Source organism: Pseudomonas sp. (genome assembly GCF_026224925.1).
Lineage (GTDB): Bacteria > Pseudomonadota > Gammaproteobacteria > Pseudomonadales > Pseudomonadaceae > Aquipseudomonas.
In genome coordinates, this window is the sequence record NZ_JAMFRV010000605.1 from 1 (window position 1) to 22526 (window position 22526).

At 57.1% G+C, this 22526-nt stretch carries 19 protein-coding genes; 12 read left to right on the forward strand and 7 right to left on the reverse strand.

Annotated features, from left to right (window positions below; all coding sequences use genetic code 11):
* On the reverse strand, positions 1-827 hold an 827-nt coding region (locus M0974_RS25145; protein WP_297843434.1), incomplete at its 3' end, for a CBS domain-containing protein.
* A 173-nt stretch (positions 828-1000) separates the two neighbouring features.
* On the opposite strand from M0974_RS25145, the gene M0974_RS25150 reads away from it, so the two are divergent.
* The gene (locus M0974_RS25150) at positions 1001-1447 is read left to right on the forward strand and encodes a response regulator (protein WP_297843437.1); all 447 of its coding nucleotides are present in this window, start codon (positions 1001-1003) and stop codon (positions 1445-1447) included.
* Between the two features lie 149 nt (positions 1448-1596).
* Here M0974_RS25150 and M0974_RS25155 read toward each other — a convergent pair whose 3' ends face one another.
* Positions 1597-3774, reverse strand: a complete 2178-nt coding sequence (locus M0974_RS25155) for a malate synthase G (RefSeq protein WP_297843440.1) — start codon at positions 3772-3774, stop codon at positions 1597-1599.
* Between the two features lie 313 nt (positions 3775-4087).
* Between M0974_RS25155 and M0974_RS25160 the strand changes: the two genes are divergently transcribed.
* The gene (locus tag M0974_RS25160) at positions 4088-4606 is read left to right on the forward strand and encodes an ACT domain-containing protein (RefSeq protein WP_297843443.1); all 519 of its coding nucleotides are present in this window, start codon (positions 4088-4090) and stop codon (positions 4604-4606) included.
* 329 nt (positions 4607-4935) lie between these two features.
* Here the strand turns inward: M0974_RS25160 and rarD are convergent, their stop codons facing one another.
* From rarD to M0974_RS25180, 4 genes are all read right to left on the reverse strand, one after another.
* On the reverse strand, positions 4936-5823 hold the full coding sequence (rarD, locus tag M0974_RS25165) for an EamA family transporter RarD (RefSeq protein WP_297843445.1): 888 nt from the start codon (positions 5821-5823) through the stop codon (positions 4936-4938).
* Positions 5824-5907: 84 nt separating this feature from the next.
* On the reverse strand, positions 5908-6882 hold the full coding sequence (locus tag M0974_RS25170) for a serine/threonine protein kinase (RefSeq protein ID WP_297843447.1): 975 nt from the start codon (positions 6880-6882) through the stop codon (positions 5908-5910).
* Positions 6883-6993: 111 nt separating this feature from the next.
* Positions 6994-7758: a TOBE domain-containing protein gene (locus tag M0974_RS25175; RefSeq protein ID WP_297843450.1), complete on the reverse strand. Its 765-nt coding sequence runs from the start codon at positions 7756-7758 to the stop codon at positions 6994-6996.
* A 225-nt stretch (positions 7759-7983) separates the two neighbouring features.
* The gene (locus M0974_RS25180) at positions 7984-8718 is read right to left on the reverse strand and encodes a ComF family protein (protein WP_297843452.1); all 735 of its coding nucleotides are present in this window, start codon (positions 8716-8718) and stop codon (positions 7984-7986) included.
* Positions 8719-8819: 101 nt separating this feature from the next.
* Here M0974_RS25180 and bioB point away from each other — a divergent pair, with 101 nt between their 5' ends.
* The 10 genes from bioB to M0974_RS25230 all read left to right on the forward strand — a co-directional run bounded on the left by bioB (position 8820) and on the right by M0974_RS25230 (position 21532).
* Positions 8820-9878 carry a biotin synthase BioB gene (gene bioB, locus M0974_RS25185; RefSeq protein WP_297843454.1) on the forward strand — a complete coding sequence of 353 codons (1059 nt, stop codon included), beginning with the start codon at positions 8820-8822 and terminating at the stop codon, positions 9876-9878.
* A 129-nt stretch (positions 9879-10007) separates the two neighbouring features.
* On the forward strand, positions 10008-11198 hold the full coding sequence (gene bioF / locus M0974_RS25190; RefSeq protein ID WP_297843457.1) for an 8-amino-7-oxononanoate synthase: 1191 nt from the start codon (positions 10008-10010) through the stop codon (positions 11196-11198).
* Positions 11191-11937, forward strand: coding sequence for an alpha/beta fold hydrolase (locus tag M0974_RS25195; RefSeq protein ID WP_297843460.1), 747 nt, complete (start codon positions 11191-11193; stop codon positions 11935-11937). The genes bioF and M0974_RS25195 overlap by 8 nt, the downstream gene beginning before the upstream one ends.
* Entirely contained in the window at positions 11930-12754 is an 825-nt protein-coding gene (gene bioC, locus M0974_RS25200; protein ID WP_297843463.1) for a malonyl-ACP O-methyltransferase BioC, read from the forward strand. Before M0974_RS25195 ends, bioC begins: the two co-directional genes overlap by 8 nt.
* A gap of 15 nt (positions 12755-12769) precedes the next feature.
* On the forward strand, positions 12770-13450 hold the full coding sequence (bioD, locus tag M0974_RS25205) for a dethiobiotin synthase (RefSeq protein ID WP_297843466.1): 681 nt from the start codon (positions 12770-12772) through the stop codon (positions 13448-13450).
* A 397-nt stretch (positions 13451-13847) separates the two neighbouring features.
* Positions 13848-14177, forward strand: a complete 330-nt coding sequence (locus M0974_RS25210; RefSeq protein WP_297843468.1) for a pyrroloquinoline quinone biosynthesis protein PqqE — start codon at positions 13848-13850, stop codon at positions 14175-14177.
* Between the two features lie 265 nt (positions 14178-14442).
* Positions 14443-16248: a phenylacyl-CoA dehydrogenase gene (locus M0974_RS25215; RefSeq protein WP_297843471.1), complete on the forward strand. Its 1806-nt coding sequence runs from the start codon at positions 14443-14445 to the stop codon at positions 16246-16248.
* Positions 16249-16463: 215 nt separating this feature from the next.
* Positions 16464-17753 (forward strand): diguanylate cyclase, encoded by a 1290-nt coding sequence (locus M0974_RS25220; protein WP_297843474.1) that lies wholly within the window; start codon positions 16464-16466, stop codon positions 17751-17753.
* An 89-nt stretch (positions 17754-17842) separates the two neighbouring features.
* Positions 17843-19639 (forward strand): acyl-CoA dehydrogenase C-terminal domain-containing protein, encoded by a 1797-nt coding sequence (locus M0974_RS25225; RefSeq protein WP_297843477.1) that lies wholly within the window; start codon positions 17843-17845, stop codon positions 19637-19639.
* A gap of 114 nt (positions 19640-19753) precedes the next feature.
* Entirely contained in the window at positions 19754-21532 is a 1779-nt protein-coding gene (locus M0974_RS25230) for an acyl-CoA dehydrogenase C-terminal domain-containing protein (protein ID WP_297843480.1), read from the forward strand.
* A 237-nt stretch (positions 21533-21769) separates the two neighbouring features.
* On the opposite strand, the gene M0974_RS25235 is transcribed toward M0974_RS25230, so the two are convergent.
* A partial coding sequence (locus tag M0974_RS25235; protein WP_297843483.1) for a LysR family transcriptional regulator substrate-binding protein occupies positions 21770-22526 on the reverse strand: 757 nt, incomplete at its 5' end.

The window sequence follows — 22526 nt, forward strand, 5'->3', positions numbered from 1 at the left end:
ACATGGGCAATGTGCCGTTCAGTCATCGCAATGGCCGCGTCAAAAGCGCTGGCATCGGGACTGAGAAAAAACGGTTTTTGAATCATGCTTTTTTCGATGGGGATGCCGAAGTCATCGGTACCGTCAGCCACCACCTGACGCAAGTCGCGCAGGGTGAATATACCCAGCGGCGCTTTATGTTCATCGACGATCACAATGCTGCCAACCTGTTGCTCATGCATCAGTTTGACCGCTTCACGCAGCGGGGTATCAGGGCTGCAGGTCACGGGGTGACGCATGGCCAGTTCGCCAAGGCGCGAGTTCAGCGAATACTGGGTGCCCAAGGTTTCGGCGGCGCGTTGTTGCACCTGTTGGTTAACTTGATCGAGTAAGCTGCTGACCCCGCGTAATGCGAAGTCGCGGAAAATGCTGGAAATGGCGAACAGTTTGATGAATGCCAGCTTGTTTAGTTGCAGGCAAAACGTGTCTTCAGCTGCCAGGTGTTCGGTGCGCGTGGCGCGTTCGCCCAGCAGCGCAGCCAGCGGAAAGCACTCGCCCGTGGATATTTCGAACGTGGTTTCGGTTGCACTCTTCGCTGGGTGGGTGCGCTCGCCGACTACCCGACCGGTTTTTACAATGTAAAAATGCTCTACCGGTCCGTCGCTAGGCTTGATTATGCTTTCTTCGGCCGCATAAAAACGCAGCTGGCACTGTTCCACCAGATACGCGAGGTGGGCGTTTTCCATCTGGTTGAACGGTGGGAATTTTTGCAGGAATTGGATGGTGCCGTGTATGTTCTGCAACACCGCCGTCTTGCCTGCCTGGGTGAAAGCATCTGCCTTACTCATGACCAATACCGCTTATGTAGAACTGTTTTTAGAGTCGGTTTTCGACAGACATGGTCGACCGCTTGTGCACACGTGCCCATTGGACGTAAGTCTAGGGTGGGAAACCGACAAAACGTCAGCGCATCGTTGTTGATTCGCTGTCCTAGTGATGGATCGAACGATTTGAGATATGTATGCCCGATCTCGATATTTTGAGTGATGAAGAGCGCGAAGCGATCAATGAGGCGATACAGAGCTCTGATCCGCTTGCGCAACAAAGGGTACTGATCGTCGATGACGATCGGGACTCGCGAGAGCTGCTGGCTGAAATTCTCAGTTTGAATGGCATCAACTGCATGACCGCTGCCGGGGGCGCCTCGGCGATGAGTCTGCTTGAAGCCCGAAAATCCATTGGCTTGCTGATTACGGACTTGCGCATGGAGCCATACAGCGGGCTGGACCTGATTCGCTGGGTGCGCGAGTCAACGCTGGCGGCACTGCCAATCATCATTATGTCTGGCGATGCGAACGTTCCAGACGCCATTGCGGCAATGCATTTGAGCGTGGTGGATTTTTTGCTAAAACCGATTAATACAGCCAGGCTGCTGGAGTTGGTGAGGCGGGAATTGGGGATGGTGTGAGGCCGCTTCCCGAATGAATTCGGTCCCACGGGATTTGCGGTGAATCTGTGGGAGCGAACTTGTTCGCGAAGGCCACGACGCGGTCTGTCAAGAACACCGCGTCGCCAGCTTCCCGAATAAATTCGGTCCCACAGAGGTTTTGCTTTCGGCTACAACCCGTTTTTCGCCTTGAACTCACGACGTCGACGGTGCAGCACTGGCTCGGTGTAGCCGTTGGGTTGTTTAGTCCCTTCGATCACCAGTTCAAGCGCCGCCTGAAAAGCGATGTTGCTGTCGAAATCCGGCGCCAGCGGGCGGTACAGCGGGTCGTTGGCGTTCTGCCGGTCAACAACGGGCGCCATGCGCTTGAGGCTTTGGACCACTTGGGTTTCGTTGACCACGCCATGGCGCAACCAGTTGGCGATGTGCTGACTGGAAATCCGCAGTGTGGCGCGGTCTTCCATCAAGCCGATGTCATTGATGTCTGGCACCTTCGAGCAACCCACGCCCTGATCAATCCAACGCACCACATACCCCAGAATCCCCTGAGCATTGTTGTCCAGTTCGTTCTGGACCTCTTCAGGCGTCCAGTCTGTATTGGGCGCCAGTGGGATGGTCAGGATATCGTCGATTGAGGCGCGAGCGCGTTTGGCCAGCTCAGCTTGGCGGGCGAACACATCGACCTTGTGATAATGCAGTGCGTGCAGTGCAGCGGCAGTCGGCGATGGGACCCAGGCAGTATTGGCACCTGCCAACGGGTGAGCAATTTTCTGCTCAAGCATCGCCGCCATCAGGTCAGGCATGGCCCACATGCCTTTACCGATTTGCGCACGACCTTGCAGGCCACAGCTCAAACCGATATCGACGTTCCAGTTCTCGTAAGCACTGATCCACTTTTCGGCTTTCATCTGCGCTTTGCGCACGACCGGGCCTGCTTCCATGGACGTGTGAATCTCATCGCCGGTGCGATCAAGGAACCCCGTGTTGATAAACACCACGCGCTCACTGGCGGCCTGAATGCAGGCTTTGAGGTTGACCGTGGTGCGTCGCTCCTCGTCCATGATCCCGACTTTCAGCGTGTTGCGCGGTAAGTTCAGCACGTCTTCCACGCGTCCGAACAGTTCGTTAGTGAACGCCGCTTCTTCCGGGCCATGCATTTTCGGTTTGACGATATATACCGAGCCTGCGCGGCTGTTGGTGCGTTGGCTTTTGCCGTTGAGGCTGTGAATCGCGGCGAGGCTGGTCAGCAGGCCGTCGAGAATGCCTTCCGGTACCTCGTTGCCGTCCTTGTCGAGAATCGCGTCGATGGTCATCAGGTGACCAACGTTGCGGATGAACAGCAACGAGCGGCCGTGCAGGCTGACCTCGCCACCGTTCGGCGCGGTGTACACGCGGTCGGCATTCATGGTGCGGGTAAACGTTTCGCCGCCTTTGGTCACTTGTTCAGCCAAGTCACCTTTCATCAAGCCCAGCCAGTTACGGTAGACCACGACTTTATCGTCAGCATCAACCGCCGCGATGGAGTCTTCGCAGTCCATGATGGTGGTCAGCGCGGCTTCCATCAGTACGTCTTTTACGCCGGCTGCGTCGGTTTGGCCTACAGGGCTGGAAGCGTCAATCTGAATCTCAAAATGCAGGCCGTTGTGTTTGAGCAGGATCGCAGTAGGCGCTGACGCCTGACCTTGATAGCCGATCAATTGTGCGTCGTTTTCCAGGCCTGAGTTGCTGCCGCCCTTGAGAGCAACGACCAGCTTGCCGTCGATCAGCTTATAACCCGTGGAATCCACATGGGAGCCAGCAGCCAAAGGCGCGGCTTCGTCGAGGAAGGCGCGGGCGAAGGCAATGACCTTATCGCCACGGACCTTGTTGTAACCCTTGGTTTTCTCCGCGCCATCGGCTTCGCTGATGGCGTCAGTGCCGTAGAGCGCATCGTACAGCGAGCCCCAGCGGGCGTTCGACGCGTTGAGGGCAAAGCGTGCATTCATGACAGGAACCACTAATTGTGGACCCGCCATGCGAGCGACTTCATCGTCAACGTTTTGCGTGGTTATCTGGAAGTCTGCGGCTTCTGGCAACAGGTACCCGATTTCTTGCAGGAAGGCTTTATAAGCCGCTGCATCATGTGCAGCCCCTGCTTGAGCTTGGTGCCAGGCATCAATTTGTGCCTGGAAATCATCACGTTTGGCGAGTAGGGCTTTGTTCTTCGGTGCTAGCTCATTGATGAGCTTTTCTGCTCCGATCCAGAACGTGGCGGCATCAAGGCCGGTTTCCGGGATGGCTTCGTTATTGACGAAGTCCAACAGGACTTTGGCGACCTGAAGGCCACCGACTTGAACGTGTTCAGTCATTACTTGCCTCACTCTGCTCAGCGGTTAGCTTTTCATCGATCAAACATTATGTAGTGCGCGCTGCGGCATACTACATGAAGCATTGGGTTGTGAAAATCTGGGTAATTACGTCATTCAACGACCCTTAATCAGCTTCGGGTCACTCTGGGACATGGGATGTTCTCAAAAAAAATACAGATTGTTCCAGATAATTCTAGAAACAGTACACGATTTGTTTTGTCCCGAGGTGGGCAGCCCTTGCCTATACTTCTGGGGCAGCTCGTCGTACGGGCACTGTTCAGTGCCGAGCGTTTTCAGAATAAGAGGATTGTCCGTGGATCATCTCGTCATAACTGTATTTGCTCCCGATCAACCGGGCCAAGTTGAGCGCATCGCCGAATGCATTGCCGCACATGGCGGTAATTGGCTGGAAAGTCGTATGTCGCGGTTGGCTGGACAATTTGCCGGGGTAGTCAAAGTTGGAGTGCCTGCCGAATCCCACGATGAAATGCTCGATGCCCTACAAGCGTTAGCCGAGCGCGGTATACGTGTCTTGGTGGCGCAAAGTGAAATAGAGCAGTCATGCAGTTGGAAGCCGATCGCCATGGAATTGGTGGGCAATGACCGACCGGGCATCGTGCGTGACATCACCCGGGTGCTGGCTGAGCAGGGGGTAAACCTTGAGCGTTTGGTCACCAGCGTCAGCCCGGCGCCGATGAGCAGCGAGTTGCTGTTTCATGCGGAAGCGATTCTGGGTGTACCGCTGACGTTGTCATTGGACGTATTGCAAAAGCGTCTGGAAACACTGGCGGACGATTTGATGGTTGAGCTGGTATTGAAAGCCGAAGAGTGAGTAGGGATTTTCCAAATCCCGGTGGGAGCGAACTTGTTCGCGAAGGCAACACCGCAGTACACCTGACACGCCGCACCGTTCGCTTCCCGAATGAGTTCGGCCCTACAGATGTTGAAAGGTTATCCAAGTTATAAGTGGACCTGCCTGTGGATAACCTGGGGAGACAGCGCTGCGGGCCGCGTTGATCAAGGCGTAGCGACCGTTGGTCAAAAAACCAACAGTTTCAATGAGTTGTGCACAAATAGCTTCAACGAGGCTGTGGATAACCTATGGAGAGATCGCTGTAGGCCACGGCCAGTGTGGCTTACACCGCGCTGTACGTTTTATGATCAGCTGTTTCGACGAGAGCGCAGCCAAATGTCGACGCTGTAAACCGCCAATCCCGTCCAGATAAATGCAAATGCCAGCAGCGTGGTACTTGAAAGCTGTTCACCGAATACCAGCACCGCCAACGCCAGCACCAAGGTGGGCGCCACATATTGCAGGAAGCCCAGGGTGGTATAGGGCAAATGCCGGGCTGCTGCGTTGAAGCAGATTAACGGCATCACCGTGATGGGCCCTGCGGCCGCTAACCACCAAGCCTCAGACGTCGTCCAAAAACTGCTTTGTGCGCTGACGGCAGAAGGGTTTAACAGCATCCAGCCAATCGCCAGCGGCACTAACAACCAGGTTTCCACCACCAAGCCCGGCAATGCAGCCACCGGTGCCTGTTTGCGGATAAGGCCGTAGAAGGCGAAAGACACCGCCAACACCAGCGATACCCACGGCAGGCTGCCAACGTGCCACACCTGCTGCGCAACCCCGACCGCCGCCAACCCCACTGCCAACCATTGCAGAGGCCGCAAGCGCTCACCTAACAGCAGCATGCCCAACAGCACATTCACCAGCGGGTTGATGTAATAACCGAGGCTGGCTTCGACCATGCGTCCGTTATTCACGGCCCAGACATAGGTCAGCCAGTTAACCGCAATCAGGCTTCCGCTCAAGGTGAGCACGGCGAAGCGACGCGGATTGTCGCGCAGCTCACGCCACCAGCCCGGATGTTTCCACAGCACAAGCAACAGCGAGCCGCACACTGCGGACCACAGCACGCGATGGACGATGATCTCTACTGACGGGACAGTGGCGATGGCTTTGAAATAGAGCGGGAACAAGCCCCACGTGATGTAGGCCGTGAGGCCAAGGATGTACCCGCGACGCGGGTTGACGGCGTGCATGCAAGTTCCTTGTGCAGCGAGTAAACAGGCGGTGGCTCAATTACCGGCGCCGCTGCTCGCAAGCAACGACGCCTGATACGAGGGTTAAAACAGCTTCAACGGCTCTTCGTTGAGTGCCGACAACTGCTCACGCAGCGCCAACACTTGATCGCCCCAATAACGCTCGGTCCCGAACCAAGGGAAACTGTGCGGAAAGGCTGGGTCGTCCCAGCGCCGAGCGAGCCATGCGCTGTAGTGCATCAGGCGTAAGGCACGCAACGGTTCGATCAGCGCCAGCTCGCGTGGATTGAAGTCATGAAATTCGCTGTAGCCATCCATCAGCTCGGACAGTTGGCTCAGGCATTCCTGCCGATCACCCGCCAGCATCATCCAGATGTCCTGCGCTGCCGGACCCATGCGGCAGTCATCAAGGTCGACGATGTGGAACATTTCATCGCGAGCCATCATGTTGCCGGGGTGGCAGTCGCCGTGCATGCGGATGTTTTTATGCGGTGTGGCGGCGTACACATCTTCGACGCGCTTGAGTAAATCACGAGCAACCGACTCGTAAGCCGGCAACAGGCTACGTGGAATGCAGTTGTTTTCCAGCAAGAAGGCCAGCGAGTCGTGACCGAAGTTTTTAACGCCAAGCGCTTCGCGGTGCTCGAATGGCTTGGTGGCGCCAACGGCGTGTATGCGGCCTAACAGCTGCCCGAGGCGATACAGTTGGTCAAGGTTGCCCGGCTCTGGCGCCCGTCCGCCGCGACGTGGGAACAGGGTGAAGCGGAAACCGGCGTGTTCATGCAGGGTTTCGCCGTTATGGATCAAGGGCGCGACCACTGGGATATCAACCTCGGCCAGTTCGAAGGTGAAGCTGTGTTCTTCGAGAATTGCGTCGTTGGTCCAGCGCTGTGGCCGGTAGAACTTGGCAATCAGCGGCTCGCCGTCTTCGATGCCGACTTGATACACACGGTTTTCGTAACTGTTGAGCGCAAGAATGCGGGCGTCGCTGAGAAAGCCGATGCTTTCGACAGCATCAAGCACCAGGTCAGGCGTGAGTGTTGCAAACGGGTGGGCCATGCTTACTCCTGCGCGCAGCAGGCTGCCGCGTCGGGCCCGATATGGTAACGCACTGGGCTCGGCCTGACACAACGGGTCTCGATCTTCAGCCATAAGCGGTGAGTCGCTTGGCTACAACGGCGTACCCAACAGCACGTACGTCGGTGCAAACTGCGCGCGCACCGACGCGCCTTTTTTCAGCTGAAGGGCCGCAAGCTGCGCAGGCTCGGCCAGAGAACACAGGGTCTGACCGCTAGGAAGGGACATTCGCACTTCACTGGGGCCGTCTTCCGCGTCGAGAATGTCTTCGATTTTCCCCTCCAGACAGTTGTGGCCGGGGGTTACCGGTTGCCCATCGCCGAGCAGTTCGAGCCAACCGGCCTTGATCAGGGCCACAACGTCAGTGCCGACCGCCAGTTCGAGTCGCAGGGTGCTTTCATGGGTGATTTGCGCGTCAATCGACAAGTCCCCCGCCAGCAGCAAACGCACCCGGTCGTTATGCCCTTGGCGCGTGATCGATTCGATGCGGCCGTGCAGTTGATTGCGAGCGCTGGTGCGCAGCATTAGTCGGCTGAGTAGCCCCAAATCACCGGTTTCTTCGGCTGCTTCGAGCACCTGAGCCTGCAACGCTTGCAAGCGCTGGTAGAGGCGCAACACCCGTTCACCTTCCGCCGACAACTGCGCGCCGCCCCCACCACGCCCCCCAACACTGCGCTCGACCAAGGGTTTTTGCGCGAGGTTGTTCAACTCATCGATAGCATCCCACGTCGCCTTATAACTCAGCCCCGCGCTTTTCGCCGCACGGGTAATCGACCCCTGATCGGCGATGTGCTGAAGCAAAGCAATCCGCTGCGGGCGACGGACCATGTGCTGAGTGAGGAGCAGAGGCAGGGGCATGATGGTTTGGCTTTTGTGGTGAGGTTTGGAGTGTAAGGCACACGGCGAGGCTTTCCACAGAATCTCGCTTCATACCGCGATTCGGTGGGAGCGAACTTGTTCGCGAAAGCAACAACACGGTATCCCAGACAAACCGCGTTGCCCGCTTCCCGAACAAGTTCGGTCCCACAGGGCCAGAAGCAGAAGTGTGATCGGTCGAAAATTCAATCATAGTAGCTGTCGCGTTTAATCCTGCGGCTTCGGCGTTCGTGCCAAACAATACACATCCACCCGCCGCGCGCCGGCTGCTATTAACAGCTGAGCCAGTGCATTAACTGTTGCGCCAGTGGTGAGCACGTCATCGACCAGCGCAAAATGCCGACCTTTCACCTGCGCATCTACGGCGATGGCAAAAGCTTTGCGCAGGTTGATTTGTCGGGCTTTGGCGTCCAGGCCCTGCTGGCTCGAGGTTTCCAGCACTCTGAGCAACAAGCGATCATCGGAAACCAAGTCCAGTTGCTTGCCAAGCCACCGGGTCAACATTTCTGATTGGTTGTAGCCGCGTTTGCGCTGGCGTTTTTTCGCCAGCGGCACCGGCAGCAGGCAATCCGGGCGTGGCAGTCCTTCGTCGATGCGATGCTGCAAGGCCTCCCCAAGCAGTTCTGCCAGCAAGCGGCCCATGGGCCATTTTCCTTCGTGCTTGAAGCGTGTAATCAAGCTGTCGACCGGGAAGTCGTAACGCCAAGGCACCACGACGTCGCTGAATGCGGGTGGCTGTCGGCGGCATTGGCCGCAGGTCAGACCGGCCATTGGCATCGGCAGCGCGCAGCGTTCACAGTTATCCCCTAGCCACGGCAAATCGGTTTCACAGCCAGCGCAGATGGCAAATAGCGCGTCTGTGCTTTCGTCGCACAACAAGCATGATTGTTTGTTTTTTAACCAGATGTAAACCTGATGTGTGCTATATGGTTGACAGCGCATGGCTCTTCCTTAAATATGCCGAACATCCGTGTAGTACGTTTGGGCGTGTGTTTTAGCCACGCTCGTTCGCGCAAGCCAAGAAACAAACAAGGAGCCGCCCAATGAGCGCCAGCATCACCGCCACTCTGCGTCACGACTGGACTTTATCCGAGGTCAGAGCGCTGTTCGTACAGCCGTTCAATGACCTGTTGTTTCAGGCGCAGACCGTGCACCGCGCTCACTTCGACGCCAACCGTGTTCAGGTGTCGACGCTGCTCTCGATCAAAACCGGTGCCTGCCCGGAAGATTGCAAATACTGTCCGCAGTCCGGCCACTACAACACCGGGCTGGAAAAAGAGAAGCTTCTGGAAGTGCAGAAAGTTTTGGAAGAGGCCGCTCGGGCTAAATCCATCGGCTCGACGCGCTTTTGCATGGGCGCTGCCTGGAAGCACCCGTCGGCTAAAGACATGCCGTACGTGCTGGAGATGGTCAAGGGTGTGAAAGCCATGGGCCTCGAAACCTGCATGACCCTGGGTCGTCTCGATCAGGATCAAACCACTGCGCTGGCTGACGCCGGGTTGGATTACTACAACCATAACCTCGACACCTCGCCTGAGTTCTACGGCAGCATCATCACCACCCGCACCTACGGCGAGCGTCTGCAGACCTTGGCCTATGTGCGTGAGTCGGGAATGAAGATCTGCTCTGGCGGCATTCTCGGCATGGGTGAAAGCCTGGACGACCGTGCTGGCCTGCTGATGCAATTGGCGAACCTGCCTGAGCACCCTGAATCGGTGCCGATCAACATGTTGGTCAAGGTCGCCGGTACGCCGTTGGAAAACGCCGAAGACATCGACCCGTTTGACTTCATCCGCATGCTGGCGGTGGCGCGGATCATGATGCCGCAATCCCACGTGCGCTTGTCTGCCGGTCGCGAAGCGATGAATGAGCAGATGCAAGCGCTGGCCTTCTTTGCAGGCGCTAACTCGATTTTCTACGGTGACAAGCTGCTGACTACTGCCAACCCACAGGCAGACAAGGATATGCAGTTGTTCTCGCGTCTGGGCATCCTTCCGGAAGCCGGTGTGGAGCACTCAGACGAAGTGCATCAAGCGGCCATCGAGCAGGCCTTGATCGAGCAAAAAAGCAGCGAAATGTTCTACGACGCCGCTGCGGTCTGATTCGGCCTTGTAGGAGCGCGCTTGCCCGCGATGGGTTGTGTCAGGTGGCGTCAATGCCAACAGGCCTGACGCTATCGCGGGACAAGCGCGCTCCTACAGAAAAGCTATCCAAACACCCAAGAGGCCTGCATGTCTTTCGATCTCCGCACGCGTCTGGCTGCTCGTCGCGCTGAACAGCTGTACCGTCTTCGCCCGTTGCTGCAAAGCCCGCAAGGTCCTGAAGTCGTTGTCGATGGCCAGCCACTGTTGGCGTTCTGCAACAATGACTACCTCGGCTTGGCCAATCACCCCGAAGTAATTGCAGCGTGGCAAGCGGGCGCTGATCGCTGGGGTGTGGGCGGCGGCGCTTCGCACTTGGTGATTGGCCATAGCAGCCCGCACCACGAACTCGAAGAAGCCCTGGCTGACTTGACCGGCCGCCCACGCGCGTTGCTGTTTTCCAACGGCTACATGGCCAACCTTGGCGCGGTCACTGCGCTGGTGGGGAAGGGCGATAGCGTCATCGAAGACCGCCTCAACCACGCTTCTTTGCTGGATGCCGGTTTACTCAGCGGTGCCCGGTTTTCCCGCTATTTACACAACGACCCCGACAGTCTCGCCTCGCGCCTGGAAAAAGCCACCGGCAATACGCTGGTGGTCACCGATGGCGTGTTCAGCATGGACGGCGATTTGGCTGACTTGCCGGCATTGGCACAGGTTGCTAAAGCCAAAGGCGCTTGGTTGATGGTCGATGACGCCCACGGTTTCGGCCCGCTGGGCGCTAACGGTGCGGGTGCCGTCGAGCATTTTGGGTTAAGCATGGAAGACGTGCCGGTATTGGTCGGCACGCTGGGCAAAGCCTTCGGCACCGCTGGCGCTTTTGTCGCAGGCAGCGAAGAGCTGATCGAAACTTTGATTCAATTTGCTCGGCCCTACATCTACACCACAAGCCAACCGCCTGCGTTGGCCTGCGCCACCCTGAAAAGCCTTGAAATACTGCGCACCGAACACTGGCGCCGTGAGCATCTGCAGCGCTTGATTCAGCAGTTTCGCCACGGGGCAGAGCAGATCGGTTTGCAGTTGGTGAACAGCTTCACTCCCATTCAGCCGATCTTGATTGGCGACAGTGGCCGCGCCTTGCGCCTGTCACAGATGTTGCGTGATAGAGGGCTGTTGGTGACCGCGATTCGCCCGCCCACTGTCCCGGCCGGCAGTGCTCGTTTACGTGTGACGCTGTCCGCAGCCCACAGCGAAGCGCAAGTGCAGCTATTGTTGAATGCATTGGCGCAGTGTTATCCGCTGCTTGATGCATGCGACTCGGTGGGAACGGACCATGCGTGATCGTCTGATTTTGCTACCCGGTTGGGGGCTCGGGATCTCACCTTTAGAGCCATTGGCCGCAGCGCTGTGTGGCTTGGATGAGCATCTGAGGGTGGACGTCGAGCCGTTGCCGGACTTTCAGCTGTCGGCGTTCGGCGACATCGAACTGAGCGAGTTGCTCGATGAGCTGGACGCGACGTTGCCGGACAACGCCTGGCTGGGCGGCTGGTCGTTGGGCGGCATGCTGGCAACGGAGCTTGCGGCACGCCGCGCAGACCGGTGCTGCGGCTTGCTGACGTTGGCCAGCAACAGTTGTTTTGTTTCCCGTAGCGATTGGCCCAATGCGATGTCGCCGGACGCATTCGATGCGTTTCTTGCGGGCTGTACAGTTGATCCGCACGGCACTCTCAAGCGTTTCAGCCTGTTGTGCGTACAAGGCGCCGAAGACCCTCGCGGCCTGGCGCGGCTGCTGAATGCTGCCGCACCGCACACGTCGCCCGACGCGCTGCTGCATGGATTGAAACTGCTGGCGCAATTGGATACTCGCAATGCGTTGCAGGCTTATCGCGGGCCACAACTGCACGTGTTTGCTGGCCTTGACGCGTTGGTGCCAGCAGAGGCGGCCAGCGATTTGTTGAGCATGCTGCCGGATGTGGAAGTCGGCGTGATCGAGCAGGCCAGTCACGCCTTCATTCTGGAAAACCCACATGGAGTGGCTGCCGCAATCCAGGCCTTTTTACATGAGTCCGGTGATGACTGATTTGTCCTTCTTCAAACAACCCGATGTTGAATCGTCGGGCGTGTTGCCCGATAAGCGCCAGGTAGCGGCCTCCTTTTCCCGCGCGGCTGCCAGTTATGACAGCGTGGCTGAACTGCAACGTGCAGTGGGCAGCGAATTGCTTGTGCGCTTGCCCGAATCATTAAATCCTTCGCGTTGGTTGGACCTGGGGAGCGGCACCGGTTATTTCAGCCGAACTCTCGCTGAGACGTTCGCCGCCAGCGAAGGCGTTGCCCTGGACATTGCTGAAGGCATGTTGCGCCATGCGAGGCCCTTGGGTGGTGCAGAGCATTTTGTCGTTGGGGATGCCGAACGCATGCCGCTGGCGGACCACAGCTGCGGGCTAATTTTTTCCAGTTTGGCAGTGCAATGGTGTGCCGATTTCGCTGCGGTGCTTAGCGAAGCGCGTCGAGTGCTGCAACCGGGCGGTGTGCTGGCGTTTGCCAGTTTGTGCGTGGGCACCTTGTATGAGCTGCGCGACAGTTGGCAGGCGGTGGACGGCATGGTCCATGTCAATCGCTTCCGCGACGTCGACGACTATAATCGACTGTGCGCGGCCAGCGGTTTGCGAGTGCGAAGCCTCGAGGTGCAGCCGCATGTGCTGCACTATCCGGATGTGCGCAGCCTGACACATGAATTGAAGGCGTTGGGCGCGCACAATATCAATCCAGGCCGGCCCGGTGGTTTGACCGGGCGGGCGCGTATCACCGGGCTAATTGATGCTTACGAGCGGTTTCGTGACAGCGAAGGGCTGCCAGCCACTTATCAAGTGGTCTACGCGGTGTTGGAAAAATCATAAATAACAGGCACTGAGATGAGCAGTTCGTATTTCATCACCGGTACCGACACGGACGTTGGCAAGACCACTATCGCAACCGGACTGCTGTACGCCGCACGCCAATCCGGTTTAAGCACGGCAGCGGGTAAGCCGGTCGCATCAGATTGCGTTGTCGGACCTGAGGGCCTGCGCAACAGCGACGCCTTGGCATTGATGGCTGAATGCTCGGTGAAGCTGACCTACGAGGAGGTCAATCCAGTTGCGTTTGAGCCTGCTATTGCTCCGCATCTGGCGGCGCGAGAAGCCGGCGTTGCCTTGACCGTGAAGTCATTGCTTGAGCCGATGCGTAACATACTGAGCAAAGGCGCCGATTTCACCTTGATCGAAGGCGCAGGCGGCTGGCGTGTGCCGCTGGCGGACCAAGCTAATTTGTCCGACCTGGCGACGGCGTTGCAGTTGCCGGTAATTTTGGTGGTCGGCGTACGGTTAGGCTGCATCAGCCATGCACTGCTGACCGCCGAAGCCATTGCCCGCGACGGCCTGCAATTGGCTGGTTGGGTGGCTAACATCATCGACGGCAAGACCTCGCGCATTGAAGAAAACCTCGCCACTTTGGCAGAGCGCTTGCCTGCGCCGTGTTTGGGGCGTGTACCGAGATTGAAGAAACCGACTGCGGAGGCAGTGGCGGAATATCTGCATTTGGAGTTGTTGGATTAGTAACGCAAAGCGCCCGAAACTCACGCGATCCGGTGGGAGCTTGTTCGCGAATGAACGCAGCTGCGCGGTACATCAGGCAGACCGAGTCGCTCGCTTCGTGAACAAGTTCCCTCCCACATAGTTCTGCGCACGGCGTCAAATCGTCGGTAACACCCCATTCCGGTGGGAGCGAACTTGTTCGCGAAGGGCGCGGCGCGGTGTGACAGACAAACCCTATCGCCCGCTTCCCGAATAAATTCGGTCGTACAGAATCTCGACTTGGCGCTGAATACGCGCAGATATTTTGCATTGCCCTGGCTATCGACTAGCCAATTGCCATTAGTCTTTTTGTCGGGCCTTTTGCCGTTTGGTCTGCTTCAATGGCAGCTGTTCGTTTTATGAACTGAGGGTCTGTCCCATGCAAGTCTCCAATACCAGCGCTTTTACGTCGGGCGTGAACCTTATCCAGTCGGGTCTGGCTCGTGTCGACCAAGCCGCCACGCAGATCGCTAAATCCAGTGTTACCAGCGACGACAGCGTATCCACCAGCACCGGTGACTCTTCGGCCAAGAGCCAGTCCTCGAACCAGCAAGTCGAGCGCCTGCATTCGGTTGATCGCAGCCAGCAGACCGATCTGGCGAACAGTGCAGTAGAGCTTTCCCTTGGCAAGATCCAGGCGGAACTCGGCGTCAAGGTTGCAAAAGCTTCTGATGAAGTGCTCGGTACATTGATCGATACTCACGCCTGATTCCCGTCTCTGTGGTGCCCTGCGGCGCACCACGTAAACCTCGCAAGCCCCTGCATCTGCGCCGTACTCAACTAAACTTTAGCTATTCAAAAGCCGGCTCCTGACCAAGGCTCTTCGGCGCGCTCGTGTGCGTTGTTTGACGTGCTGACGATGAATGGAATGCGCGCTGTGCTTGACAAGGTTTAGGCGTAAACGTATGTTTCAAACAACTGTTTGATCGGCCTTCGATCATTCGTTCCAGGATTCTCAGCAGAGGTTTATCGCTATGCCTGACTACAAGGCCCCCTTGCGTGATATTCGCTTCGTACGTGACGAACTGCTCGGCTACGAAGCTCATTATCAAAGCCTGCCGGCTTGCCAGGACGCTACTGCGGACATGGTTGACGCCATTCTCGAAGAAGGCGCCAAGTTTTGTGAGCAGGTGTTGGCTCCGTTGAACCGTGTTGGCGACTCCGAAGGTTGCACCTGGAGTGAGTCCGGCGTGAAAACCCCGACGGGCTTCAAGCAGGCTTATCAGCAATTCGTTGAAGGTGGCTGGCCGAGTCTGGCTCACGACGTGGCGCATGGCGGTCAAGGCCTGCCCGAGTCGCTCGGTCTGGCGGTCAGTGAGATGGTTGGCGAGGCCAACTGGTCGTGGGGCATGTACCCAGGCCTGTCACATGGCGCGATGAATACCATTTCCGAACACGGCACCGAAGAACAGCAGCACGCTTACCTCACCAAACTGGTGTCGGGCGAATGGACCGGCACTATGTGCCTGACCGAATCGCATTGCGGTACCGACTTGGGCATGTTGCGTACCAAGGCTGAACCTCAGGCTGACGGCTCCTACAAAATTAGCGGCACCAAGATCTTCATCTCCGCTGGCGAACACGACATGGCCGATAACATCGTCCACATCGTGCTGGCTCGCCTGCCGGACGCACCGGCTGGCACCAAAGGAATCTCGCTGTTCATCGTGCCGAAGTTTATGCCCAACGCTGATGGCAGCGTTGGCGCTCGCAACGCAGTGACGTGTGGCTCCCTTGAACACAAAATGGGCATCCACGGCAATGCAACGTGCGTGATGAACTTTGATGCTGCCACTGGCTTCTTGATCGGCCCGCCGAACAAAGGCTTGAACTGCATGTTCACCTTCATGAACACCGCGCGTCTGGGCACTGCATTGCAGGGCCTGGCTCACGCTGAGATTGGTTTTCAGGGTGGCTTGAAATATGCCCGTGATCGCTTGCAAATGCGTTCGCTGACTGGCCCGAAAGCGCCAGAGAAAGCCGCTGACCCGATCATCGTTCACCCTGATGTGCGTCGCATGCTGTTGACCATGAAAGCCTTCGCTGAAGGTAACCGTGCAATGGTCTACTTCACTGCCAAACTGGTCGATATCGTCAAGTACGGTCAAGACGCTGAGCAGAAGAAACAAGCTGACGGCCTGTTGGCATTCATGACGCCAATCGCCAAAGCGTTCATGACTGAAGTGGGCTTCGAGTCCGCTAACCACGGCGTGCAAATCTACGGTGGCCACGGTTTCATCGCTGAGTGGGGCATGGAGCAGAACGTTCGCGACAGCCGTATTTCCATGCTGTACGAAGGCACCACCGGTATTCAGGCGCTGGACCTGCTCGGTCGCAAAGTGTTGATGACTCAGGGCGAAGCACTCAAAGGCTTCACCAAGATCGTCCACAAGTTTTGTCAGACCAACGAAGGCAATGAAGCGGTTAAAGAGTTCGTTGAACCTTTGGCTGCGCTGAACAAAGAGTGGGGCGAGCTGACCATGAAGGTCGGTATGGCTGCCATGAAAGACCGTGAGGAAGTCGGTGCCGCTTCGGTCGATTACCTGATGTATTCCGGTTATGCCTGCCTGGCCTATTTCTGGGCTGACATGGCGCGCCTGGCGGCTGAAAAACTGGCTGCTGGCACCACTGAAGAAGCGTTCTACACCGCCAAGCTGCAAACGGCGCGCTTCTACTTCCAGCGTATCTTGCCGCGTACCCGTACTCACGTGGTCACCATGCTGTCGGGCGCTAACAACCTGATGGACATGAAAGAGGAGAACTTCGCACTGGGTTATTAAGCCTTTCAGGCAATTACCGCCCCTACAAAAGCCGCTTCTCTCTCGGGGGACGCGGCTTTTTTGCGTCTGGTAGGTATCAATTAAACAGTCAACTTCCCGGGCTTGCGGCCGTTAAAGAGGATTAGTCAGGTATTTGGTGTCATGTAGGTGCGTATCTAAAAGGATAAAGGCACAATGCCATCTACCGTCTCATGTCGGGTAGGAGCCATCCTCTTTTGCAGCGTTTCTCTGCCGCACGTTTCAGTCATTTCCTTCCCTCGCTGCTGTTGCTGCTGGCGGGGTTAGCGGCCGCGTATGTAAAAGATCTCAACGTGTTTTTCACCTCGCTGTTTAATGTGCTCCCAACATTGGTGTTGCTGTTGGGTGGGGCTTATTGCGCGGTCTATCGGCGTCAGCGCGAGCTGTTTCTGATGATCACCGTGTACATCGCTTATTTCCTGCTTGATACCCAAACCGATTATTACCGCGACAATGGCAAAGTGCGCGAAGACGCCGCCGTTACTTTCCACTTGTGCAGTTTGTTGCTGCCACTGCTTTATGGCCTGTTCGCTGGATGGGAAGAGCGCACGCATCTGTTCCGCGATATGGTTGCGCGGTTTGCGGTGTTACTGGCGTTCGGCAGCGTTGCGTTGGCGCTGGAACAAAGCTTCCCGCAGGCACTGTTGGCGTGGTTAGCCGAGATCCGATGGCCCACCTTGCATGGCAACTGGATGAGCCTGATTCAGTTGGCCTATCCGGTGTTCTTCGTCGCTTTCTTGCTGGTGATCGTGCAGTACGTGCGCAAGCCCCGGCCCCTGCATGCTGCGCAAATCGTCGGTTTGATCGGTCTGTTCTGGGCGCTGCCAAAAACGTTCATCTTGCCCTTCACGTTAAACATCATGTGCAGCCAAGTGATGCTGATGATCGCGGCCGCAGTGGCCCATGAAGCGTATCAAATGGCCTTCCGCGATGAACTCACCGGATTGCCCGGCCGCCGCGCGCTCAACGAGCGTCTGCAACGGTTGGGGCGCAATTACGTGCTGGCCATGGCCGACGTTGATCACTTCAAGAAATTCAACGACACACACGGCCATGATGTCGGCGATCAAGTGCTGCGACTGGTAGCGAGTAAGTTGTCAAAAGTAACCGGCGGCGGGCGGGCTTACCGTTATGGCGGCGAAGAGTTTGCCCTGGTCTTTGCCGGCCAAACGCTGGAAGAGTGCACGCCGCACCTGGATCTGATCCGCGAAGCCATCGCCACGTACAGCATCAAGCTGCGTCATGACGACCGCCCGAATGACGACCAGCAAGGCCGTCAGCGCAGGATCGGCGCGCAAGCCTCCAGCGTGTCAGTCACTGTCAGCATCGGCGTAGCCGAACGGCAGTTGGATCAGCGTACGCCCGAGGAAGTACTCAAATCCGCTGACCAGGCGCTGTACAGTGCCAAGGGCGCTGGCCGAAATTGCGTGGTCGCGCATGGCCAGAACCGGCGTGGCGCGGTGCGTATGGCCCGCGCTGCCAGTTAAGTTATGAGCGTGCATTCAGCGTCTGGACTGTGATTGTTCGGGCCCTCTTCGCGCAGTAGGTTGGGTCATCTGCTGCCGGAGGAATGACCATGCCTGAGTACAAAGCCCCCTTGCGCGACATGCGCTTTTTGATCGACAACGTGTTCGATTTCCCCGCCCATTACCAGTCCATCGGCGCCCATGACGTCAGCCCGGACATGGTCAGTGCGATCCTCGAAGAAGGCGCCAAGTTCTGCGAGCAAGTGTTGTCGCCATTAAACCGCCCAGGCGATGAAGAAGGCTGCCATTTCGATAAGGGCGTTGTTACCACCCCCAAAGGTTTCAAAGAGGCGTTCGCCCAGTACGTTGAAGGCGGCTGGCATGGCCTGGCTGCGGATCCTGCGTATGGAGGGCAAGGTTTACCGCTGTCGTTGGGGTTGGTCATCAGCGAGATGATCGGGTCGAGCAACACGTCATGGGGCATGTATCCAGGACTGACTCATGGCGCGATGTCGGCGATCCACACCCACGGCACCGAAGAGCAAAAACAAGCCTACCTGACCAAGCTCACCGAGGGCGAGTGGACTGGGACCATGTGCCTGACCGAGGCCCACTGCGGGACCGACCTGGGCATTATTAAAACCCGTGCCGTGCCCCAGGCCGACGGCAGTTACGGTATTTCGGGCAGCAAGATATTCATCTCCGCTGGCGAACACAACATGAGCCAGAACATCGTCCATTTGGTATTGGCGAAGCTGCCAGATGCGCCAGCCGGTACCCGAGGTATCTCACTGTTCATCGTGCCCAAGTTTTTGCCCGACGCGGCGGGTGATGCAGGGCAGCGCAATGGCGTGTCGTGCGGTTCCATCGAACACAAGATGGGGATCAAGGCGTCGGCCACCTGTGTAATCAACTTCGATAACGCGACGGGCTATTTGATCGGTGAGGCCAATAAGGGCCTCAATTGCATGTTCACCATGATGAACCACGCGCGTCTGGGCACCGGTATGCAGGGCCTGTGTTTGGGCGAGGCCAGTTTTCAGGGCGCGATCAAATACGCCAATGAGCGCTTGCAGATGCGTTCACTGACCGGCCCCAAGGCACCGGACAAAGTCGCTGATCCGATCATCGTCCATCCTGACGTCCGCCGTATGTTGCTGACTATGAAAGCCTTCAACGAAGGCAATCGCGCGTTGACCTACTTCACCGCGCAGATGCTCGACACTGCGCACATGAGCAGTGACGCTGGTCAGCGTGATGAGGCTGAAAACCTCTTGGCGTTTCTCACGCCAATCTGCAAAGCGTTCATGACCGAGACCGGTTTGGAAGTCACCAATCTCGGGATGCAGGTGTTTGGTGGTCATGGATTTATTCGTGAGTGGGGCATGGAGCAGTTGGTCCGAGACTGCCGAATTGCGCCGATCTACGAAGTCACCAACGGTATCCAGGCGCTCGACCTGCTGGGCCGTAAAGTGCTGGGCAGCCAAGGCAAGTTACTGCGCGGGTTTACTAAAATCGTGCATAAGTTTTGCGAAGCCAATGCCGAACATCCGCAACTCAAAGGCTTTGTCGCTCAGCTCAATGGTCTGAATAAACAGTGGGGCGAACTGACCACCAAGATTGGCATGGCGGCGATGAAAAACCCTGACGAAGTGGGCGCGGCCGCGCTGGATTACTTGATGTACAGCGGTTACATCATCCTTGGCTATCTGTGGTTGCGCATGGCGTTGGTGGCCCAAGCCCAACTGGATAATGGCAGCGGCGACGCGGCCTATTGCCAGGGCAAACTGGCAACCTGCGAGTTTTACTTTAAGCGCCTTCTGCCACGCACCACCGCCCATCAGGCGGCGATTGAGGCGGGCAGTGATTGCCTGATGCAATTACCCGCGGAGATGTTTGCTTTATAGGATTTTGTGACCGGATTATATTATTTGGTCACGCACTGACCCTATGTGTCGCAAATGGTGTTCGGGTACACTCGGAGCCTTCGTTTCAACGGCTCAATTTCCGCGAGGTTTGCCATGGCTGACTATAAAGCGCCCCTGCGCGATATGCGTTTCGTCCTCAATGAGGTTTTCGACGTTGCCAAGCTCTGGGCTCAACTGCCGGCATTAGCTGAAACAGTCGACGCCGAAACGGTAGAAGCAATTCTTGAAGAGGCGGGCAAAGTCACCAGCAAAAGCATCGCGCCACTAAGCCGCGCCGCCGATGAAGAAGGCTGCCACTGGAACGACGGCGTCGTCACCACTCCGGCGGGTTTTGTGCAGGCTTATCAGACTTACGCTGAAGGCGGTTGGGTTGGTGTGGGCGGCGATCCTGAATTTGGCGGGATGGGCATGCCCAAAGCCGTTTCTGCGCAAGTTGAAGAGATGATCAACTCGTCCAGTCTGGCGTTCGGCTTGTACCCAATGCTGACCTCCGGTGCGTGCGTATCGATCAACACCCACGCCAGCGAAGAGCTGAAAGCGATCTACCTGCCAAACATGTATTCAGGGGTTTGGGCCGGCTCCATGTGCTTGACCGAGTCCCACGCGGGCACCGATTTGGGGATCATTCGCACCAAGGCTGAGCCCCAGGCGGACGGATCGTACAAGGTCAGCGGCACCAAGATTTTCATCACCGGCGGCGAGCACGACCTGACGGAAAACATCATTCACTTGGTCTTGGCGAAACTGCCGGACGCGCCTGCGGGGCCTAAAGGTATTTCGTTGTTCCTGGTGCCCAAGTTCATGGTCAATGCCGACGGTAGCCTGGGCGCGCGTAACCCCGTCACCTGCGGTTCCATCGAACACAAAATGGGCATCCAGGCGTCCGCGACCTGCGTGATGAACTTCGATGAAGCGGTGGGTTATCTGGTTGGTGAGCCGAACCGTGGTTTGGCGGCGATGTTTACCATGATGAACTACGAGCGTCTGGGCGTCGGCATTCAAGGCCTGGCCTCTGGCGAGCGTTCGTATCAAAACGCAATCGAATATGCCCGCGATCGACTGCAAAGCCGTTCGCCTACCGGTGCGAAAGCCAAGGACAAGGTGGCTGATCCGATCATTGTTCACCCGGACGTGCGTCGCATGCTGTTGACCATGAAAGCGTCTAACGAAGGCGGGCGTGCATTTTCCACCTACGTGGCGATGCAACTGGACACGGCGAAATTCAGCGAAGACCCAGTTACGCGCAAACGTGCTGATGATCTAGTGGCTTTGCTGACGCCTGTGGCCAAAGCGTTTCTTACCGACCTTGGGTTGGAAACCACAGTACACGGCCAGCAGGTGTTCGGCGGTCACGGTTTTATTCGCGAGTGGGGCCAAGAGCAACTGGTGCGCGATGTACGTATCACGCAGATCTACGAAGGCACCAACGGCATTCAAGCGTTGGACTTGGTTGGGCGCAAAATTGTGGGCAATGGCGGCGCGTATTACGCCCTATTCGCCGACGAGATTCGCCAATTCACCGCCGCTGCTGGTAGCGAGATGGCTGAGTTCACCAAGCCGTTGAACGCAGCGCTGGATAACCTCGACGAATTGACCGATTGGGTCCTGGATCGATCCAAGACCGACGCTAATGAAATTGGCGCAGCGTCCGTCGAATATCTGCATGCATTTGGCTACACGGCGTACGCCTACATGTGGGCGTTGATGGCTCGCGCGGCGTTGGGCAAAGAAACACAGGACGATTTTTACGCCAGCAAACTGGGAACTGCCCGCTTCTATTTTGCGCGATTGTTGCCCCGCATCCATTCCTTGAGTGCATCGGTCAAAGCCGGCAGCGAATCGTTGTTTTTGCTGGATGCGTCTCAATTCTAAAACGTGTCGGACAGGTCTGACGCTATGTAAGCAATTGCTTACATAGCGTGCTGCTGTTTACCCTCTATCCCTTGAATGGATCCAAAGCTAATCTACTTAACAAGGACGTAGCGCAGGAAGCGCAAAAAACACAACAGGGACACGTAGGGATGCCTGCCAGGATGGTGGGGAGAAAAGGATGTCAGGGAAACAGTCTGCAAAACCCCGCTTCGGCGGGGTTTTCTTTTTGTGCGCGATTTAGCGACCCGTTCCTCCTTCCTCCAGCAGCGACCGTAGCAACTCCAGCGTGGGTTGATGACGTTGCGCATCTCGATACACCAGCCCGACCTTGAGCGGCACACGCGGCTCGGTCAGCGGTTTCCACAACAACGATGCAGTGTTCTGAATCCGCTGTACCCGCCCCGGCATCACCGTCGCCAGCGTGGTATTGATCAGGCTGTCGAGTATTCCGGTCATGCTATTGAGTTCGGCTTGCACGTGGGGGCGACGACCTAAAATAGCCAGTTGTGCCTGCCAGAGTTGCCGCACTTGATACTCCTCACTGAGCAACAGCATTGGCAACTCTGCCGCCTGACTGACCGACACTTTTTTGAACTCGCGCAGCGGGTGTGCGGCGGGTATGACCAGTTGCAGCTCGTCTTCGTAAAGTAACAGGCTGTGCAGGCCGGGCTGGTGAGCGGGTAAAAAGCTGATACCGATATCCAGCGCACCGTTGAGTAAGCGCCGCTCTATCTCCAGCCCCGACAATTCAAAAATTTGCACCACCAGATGTGGCTGAGCCTTGCGCAGTTGCTCCAGCAGTTGCGGCACCAGATTGAGTACCGTTTGCAGCACTCCAATCGCCAGTGTTCGGACCGATTCTCCACGAAAGTTGCGCAGCGCATCGCGGGCCCGTTGCATCCCTTCAAGCAATGGCAGTGCATGGTTGTACAACGTGTGGGCCGCTAATGTTGGCAGTAAGCGTTTACTGGTGCGCTCGAACAAACTCACATCC